The organism is Streptomyces ossamyceticus (assembly GCF_001418475.1).
In the GTDB taxonomy this organism is placed as follows: domain Bacteria; phylum Actinomycetota; class Actinomycetes; order Streptomycetales; family Streptomycetaceae; genus Streptomyces; species Streptomyces ossamyceticus.
Genome location: NZ_LIQX01000441.1, coordinates 1 through 5,026 on the forward strand (window position 1 = coordinate 1; position 5,026 = coordinate 5,026).

Below are 5,026 nucleotides of genomic sequence, written 5' to 3' on the forward strand. Positions count from 1 at the left end.
TTCCCGCAGCCGCTCGACCAGCTCCTGGGTGGGCTGGACGCCGACGTCGGCGGTGAGGAGGGTGTCCTCGATCTCCTCCCAGGTCTCGTCGTCGAGGTGCTCGCGCGACAGGAGGGTGAGCAGCCCCTTGCCGAGCGCGTTCTGCGAGCGGGAGAGCCGCGCGCGCAGCCGTACCAGACGGCCGGCGGTCGGCTCCGGGATCTCGATCGCGGGGGCCTCGACGACCGGGGGTTCCTCGACGGCGACGGGCGCCGCCGCCGAGGCGTCCGGGAGGTCCACCTCCTCGATCGTTCGGCGCGGTTCGTCGCGCGGGGTCTCGGCCTCGTCGCCGACGTGCGGCTCGGCCGGGGGCGCGGTGATGTCGGGTGCGGTGGGGGGCGCCGGCGGCAGCGGCTTCTTCCTGCGGCTGCCGACGACGAGCCCGCCCAGCACGCCGAGCACGACCACGGCGATGACTACAGCAAGGATGAGGATTTCCATAACGGGACCAGTATGCGCGACCACCCCCCGCCGCGTTCGATCGCCGTACGGGGCCACACCGGGCGGCCACACCTCTGGATACCTGACGAGGCGTCAGCTATGGTCCGCCTCCACATCCGTCCGAAGGGGGTCCCCATGCCCGTCACGGTCGTCCGTTTCAATCTGGTCGAGCCCGGCGCCACGCGCGCCGCGCTGGGGGCCCGCTACCGGGCCGCCGTGGAGATGGCGGCGTACGCCGACGAGCGGGGCATCAGCACCGTGCAGACGGAGGAGCACCACGGGGTCGAGAACAACTGGCTGCCGGCGCCGTTCGTGTTCGCGGGCGCGGTGTTCGGGGCGACACGGCGGATCGCGGTGACCGTGTCCGCGGTGATCGGCCCGCTCCACGACCCACTGCGGCTGGCCGAGGAGATCGCCGTCCTGGACCTGGTGAGCGGCGGGCGGCTGGTGACGGTGGCGGGGATCGGGTACCGGCCGGAAGAGTACGCCCAGTTCGACGTGGACTGGAAGCGCAGGGGGAGACTCCAGGACGAGGTGCTGGAGACCCTGCTGAAGGCGTGGACCGGCGAGCCCTTCACCTATCGGGGGCGCACGGTCCGCGTCACTCCGCGGCCGGCCACCGAGCCGCATCCGTTGCTGCTGGTCGGTGGCTCGTCGAAGGCGGCGGCCCGGCGGGCGGCCCGGCTCGGGCTGCCCTTCTTCCCGAGCGCGCACCTGCCGGAGCTGGAGGCGTACTACAAGGAGCGGCTCGTGGAGTACGGCACCGAGGGCTGGACGATGATGCCCGCGGCCGAGACTCCGCTGCTGCATGTGGCGGAGGATCCGGACCGGGCGTGGGCCGAGTACGGCGGGCACTTCCTGCACGAGGCGCGGACGTACGCGTCGTGGCAGTCGGCCGGGATCCGGTCGGCCGTGCGGTCGGGGGCGACGACGGTGGACGAGCTGCGCGCCGAGGGCGTGTACCGGATCGTCACGCCGGACGAGTGCGTGGCGCTCGGCCTCGACAACTACGTCCTGCATCCGCTCGCGGGCGGGATGCCGGTGGACGAGGGGTGGCGGGGGCTGCGGCTGTTCGCCGAGCGGGTGCTGCCCCGGCTGGACGGCTGACCGTCCCGCCCGGTGCGGACACACCGTCGCCCCGGTCCGCTCAGTGGTCGGGCCGGGGCGACGGCGGGGTACGAGGAGCGGGGCAGCGGGGACTTGGCCCTGCTCCTCGGATTCGAGGGCCTGCGGCTCAGCCCATCTCCTCCAGCGACTTGCCCTTCGTCTCCTTCACGAACTTCAGGACGAACGGGATGGAGAGCGCGGCGAAGACCGTGTAGATCACATAGGTCACGGAGAGGTTCCAGTCGGCCAGGGACGGGAAGCTCGCGGTGATGGCCCAGTTGGCGATCCACTGCGCGGAGGCGGCCACGCCCAGGGCGGCGGCGCGGATCTTGTTCGGGAACATCTCGCCGAGCATGACCCAGACGACCACACCCCAGGACAGGGCGAAGAACAGGACGAAGACATGGGCGGCGACCAGGGCGACCCAGCCCTGGGTGGCCGGGAGCCTGCCGTCGACGAGGTCGTAGGAGAAGGCCCAGGCCTCCAGCGCGAGGCCGAGGACCATGCCGACGGAGCCGATGAGGGCGAGCGGCTTGCGGCCGACGCGGTCCACGAAGATCATCGCGATGACCGTGCCGACGATGTTGATGATCGACGTCGTGAAGGAGTAGAAGAACGACTCGGTCGGGTCGACGCCCACGGACTGCCACAGCGTCGCGGAGTAGTAGAAGGCGACGTTGATGCCGACGAACTGCTGGAACACCGACAGGCCGATGCCGATCCACACGATCGGCTTGAACAGGAGGCTGCCGCCGAGCAGGTCCTTGAAGGACGACTTGTGCTCGCGGCGCATGGCCGACTCGATCTCGGCGACCCGTGCGTCCAGGTCGGTGCCGTCGCCCTCGACCTCGGCGAGCACCTCACGGGCGCGCTCGCGCTTTCCGACGGAGATCAGGAAGCGGGGGGACTCGGGGATGGCGAAGGAGAGCAGGCCGTAGAGGACGGCCGGGACGACCATGACGCCGAGCATGACCTGCCAGGCCTCCAGGCCCAGCAGCCGACCGCGCTGGTCACCGTCGGCGGCGTTGAGGATTCCCCAGTTGACCAGCTGCGACACGGCGATGCCGACGACGATCGCGGCCTGCTGGAACGAGCCGAGCCGTCCCCGGTAGGCGGCGGGGGCGACCTCGGCGATGTAGGCGGGGCCGATCACCGAGGCCATGCCGATGGCGAAACCGCCGACGACGCGCCAGAAGGCGAGGTCCCACAGCGCGAAGGGCAGTGCGGAGCCGACGGCGCTGACCGTGAAGAGGGCCGCCGCGATCTGCATGCAGCGGATGCGGCCGATGCGGTCGGCTATGCGGCCGGCGGTGGCCGCGCCGATGGCGCAGCCGATCAGCGCGATGGCGATCACCTGGGCCAGTGCTGTGGAGCCGACGTCGTAGCGGTCCCTGATGGCTTCGACGGCGCCGTTGATCACGGCGCTGTCGTAACCGAAGAGGAAGCCGCCCATGGCGGCCGCCGCCGCGATGAAGATCACGTGCGAAAGATGCTCGGGATGGGCTGCCCGGGCTCCTGTCGTCGATGCCTGCGCTGTGCTGGTCACGTGGGGGGACCTTCCGCTCTGAAGGTAAAAGCAACGGTGCAGAGACTATGTCTTCAAGTTTCGAAGTCAAGAGGGGGTGAGTGAAAGCGTTTGCCCGCCTAGCGACAGTAGATGTCGAAGATTGAGTTCAAGTATTGAAGAAATGGCAACCGTGGCAGCAGAGTTAGGGGCCCGAGGCAACCACGCGCTCGGACCCCGTCTACCCCGACTCGAAAACGGTTAACGCAGCCGCTGGCTGATGACCTTCGACACACCGTCGCCCTGCATCGACACGCCGTACAGCGCGTCGGCGACCTCCATCGTCCGCTTCTGGTGCGTGATCACGATGAGCTGGGACGCCTCCTGCAACTCCTGCATGATGCGAATCAGCCGCTGGAGGTTGGTGTCGTCGAGCGCCGCCTCGACCTCGTCCATCACATAGAACGGGCTGGGCCGCGCCTTGAAGATCGACACCAGCATGGCGACGGCGGTCAGCGAACGCTCGCCGCCGGACAGCAGCGACAGCCGCTTGACCTTCTTGCCGGGCGGGCGGGCCTCGACGTCGACGCCGGTGGTGAGCATGTTGTCGGGGTCGGTGAGGATCAGCCGCCCCTCGCCGCCCGGGAAGAGCCGGCTGAAGACCCCTTCGAACTCCCGCGCGGTGTCCCAGTAGGCCTCGGTGAAGACCTGTTCGACCCGCTCGTCGACCTCCTTCACCACCTGGAGCAGATCGGCGCGGGTCTTCTTCAGGTCGTCCAGCTGCTCACTGAGGAACTTGTGCCGTTCCTCCAGGGCGGCGAACTCCTCCAGCGCCAGCGGGTTGACCTTGCCGAGCTGCGTGTACGCCCGCTCGGCCGCCCTGAGCCGCTTCTCCTGCTCGGCCCGGTGGAACGTTCTCGGCTGGTTGCGGGGATGCTCCGGGTCGTCGGGGAGCACCTCGCCCTCGGCGGGCGGTGACGGCGGTACGAGCTGGTCGGGGCCGTACTCGGCGACCAGGCCCTCGGGTTCGACGCCCAGCTCCTCCAGCGCCTTGGTCTCCAGCTGCTCTATCCGCATCCGCTTCTCGGCGCCGAGCACCTCGCCCCGGTGCACCGAGTCGGTCAGCTTGTCCAGCTCGGCCTTGAGGTCGCGCCCCTCGGTACGCGCCCGCGCCAGCTCCTGCTCCCGGCGCGCCTTGGCGGCGTCGGCGGCGGCACGTTCCCCCTCGGCGCGGACCAGGGAGACCTCGACGTGCGCGAGCAGCTGCCGGGCACCGGAGGCGACGGCCTCGGCGACGGCCGCCTCGTGCCGCAGTCGCGCCCTGCGCTGCTCGGCTCTGGCCCGCGCCTCCCGTTCGGCACGCGCGGCCCGGTCCAGCGAGTCGGCACGTCCGGCCAGTCCCTTGACCCGCTCCTCGTGCGTACGCACCTGGAGCCGGGCCTCCATCTCGGTCTGCCGCGCGTTGGCCCCGTCCGCCGCGAGCCGGTCCCGTACGGAGGTGTCGGGCTCCTCCTCGACCGGCATCTCCTCGGCCACGGCCAGCCGCTCGGCCAGTTCCTCGGCCTCTTCGACGGCCCTGTCGAGCGCCTCCTGGGCCCGCGCGGCAGCGGCGGTGGACCGCTCGGCCTCCCCCGCGGCACCCCGCGCCTGCCCGGCGAGCCGCCCGAGCTGCTGGGCGACCGCCGACTTCTCCCGCTCGGCCGCCCGGCGCCGCTCCCCCAGCTCCTCCACGAGCGCGGCCCGCTCCCGGCGCGCCGCGACCGCGGCCTGCTGGGTCTCGGCCAGCTCCTCGCACCGTACGGCCAGCTCCTCCAGCTCCGCCGCCGCCTCGTCGACGGAGGCCTGCACCTCCAGGAGGCTGGGCGCGCCCGCGGAGCCGCCGTGCGCGAAGTGGGCGCCGAGCAGATCACCCTCGGCGGTGACGGCGGTGAGGTC

4 protein-coding genes are annotated in these 5,026 nt (G+C 71.1%); 1 reads left to right on the forward strand and 3 read right to left on the reverse strand.

Annotation, left to right across the window (positions count from 1 at the left end; all coding sequences use genetic code 11):
• Nucleotides 1-480: signal recognition particle receptor subunit alpha (locus tag AOK15_RS28785; protein WP_205632250.1), on the reverse strand; the 480-nt coding region annotated here is incomplete at its 3' end.
• A 135-nt stretch (nt 481-615) separates the two neighbouring features.
• On the opposite strand from AOK15_RS28785, the gene AOK15_RS28790 reads away from it, so the two are divergent.
• Nucleotides 616-1,587 carry an LLM class flavin-dependent oxidoreductase gene (locus AOK15_RS28790; protein WP_055521272.1) on the forward strand — a complete coding sequence of 324 codons (972 nt, stop codon included), beginning with the start codon at nt 616-618 and terminating at the stop codon, nt 1,585-1,587.
• Between the two features lie 127 nt (nt 1,588-1,714).
• Here AOK15_RS28790 and AOK15_RS28795 read toward each other — a convergent pair whose 3' ends face one another.
• Together AOK15_RS28795 and AOK15_RS28800 are read right to left on the reverse strand one after the other, a co-directional pair.
• Nucleotides 1,715-3,133, reverse strand: a complete 1,419-nt coding sequence (locus tag AOK15_RS28795) for a sugar porter family MFS transporter (protein WP_055521271.1) — start codon at nt 3,131-3,133, stop codon at nt 1,715-1,717.
• 219 nt (nt 3,134-3,352) lie between these two features.
• Nucleotides 3,353-5,026 (reverse strand): AAA family ATPase (locus AOK15_RS28800; protein WP_157870399.1); only part of this gene is annotated, 1,674 nt, incomplete at its 5' end.

Bases quoted from the DNA above. Each gene is read 5' to 3' on its own strand.
- AOK15_RS28790 (WP_055521272.1), top strand. From the start codon at position 616: ATGCCCGTCACGGTCGTCCGTTTCAATCTGGTCGAGCCCGGCGCCACG.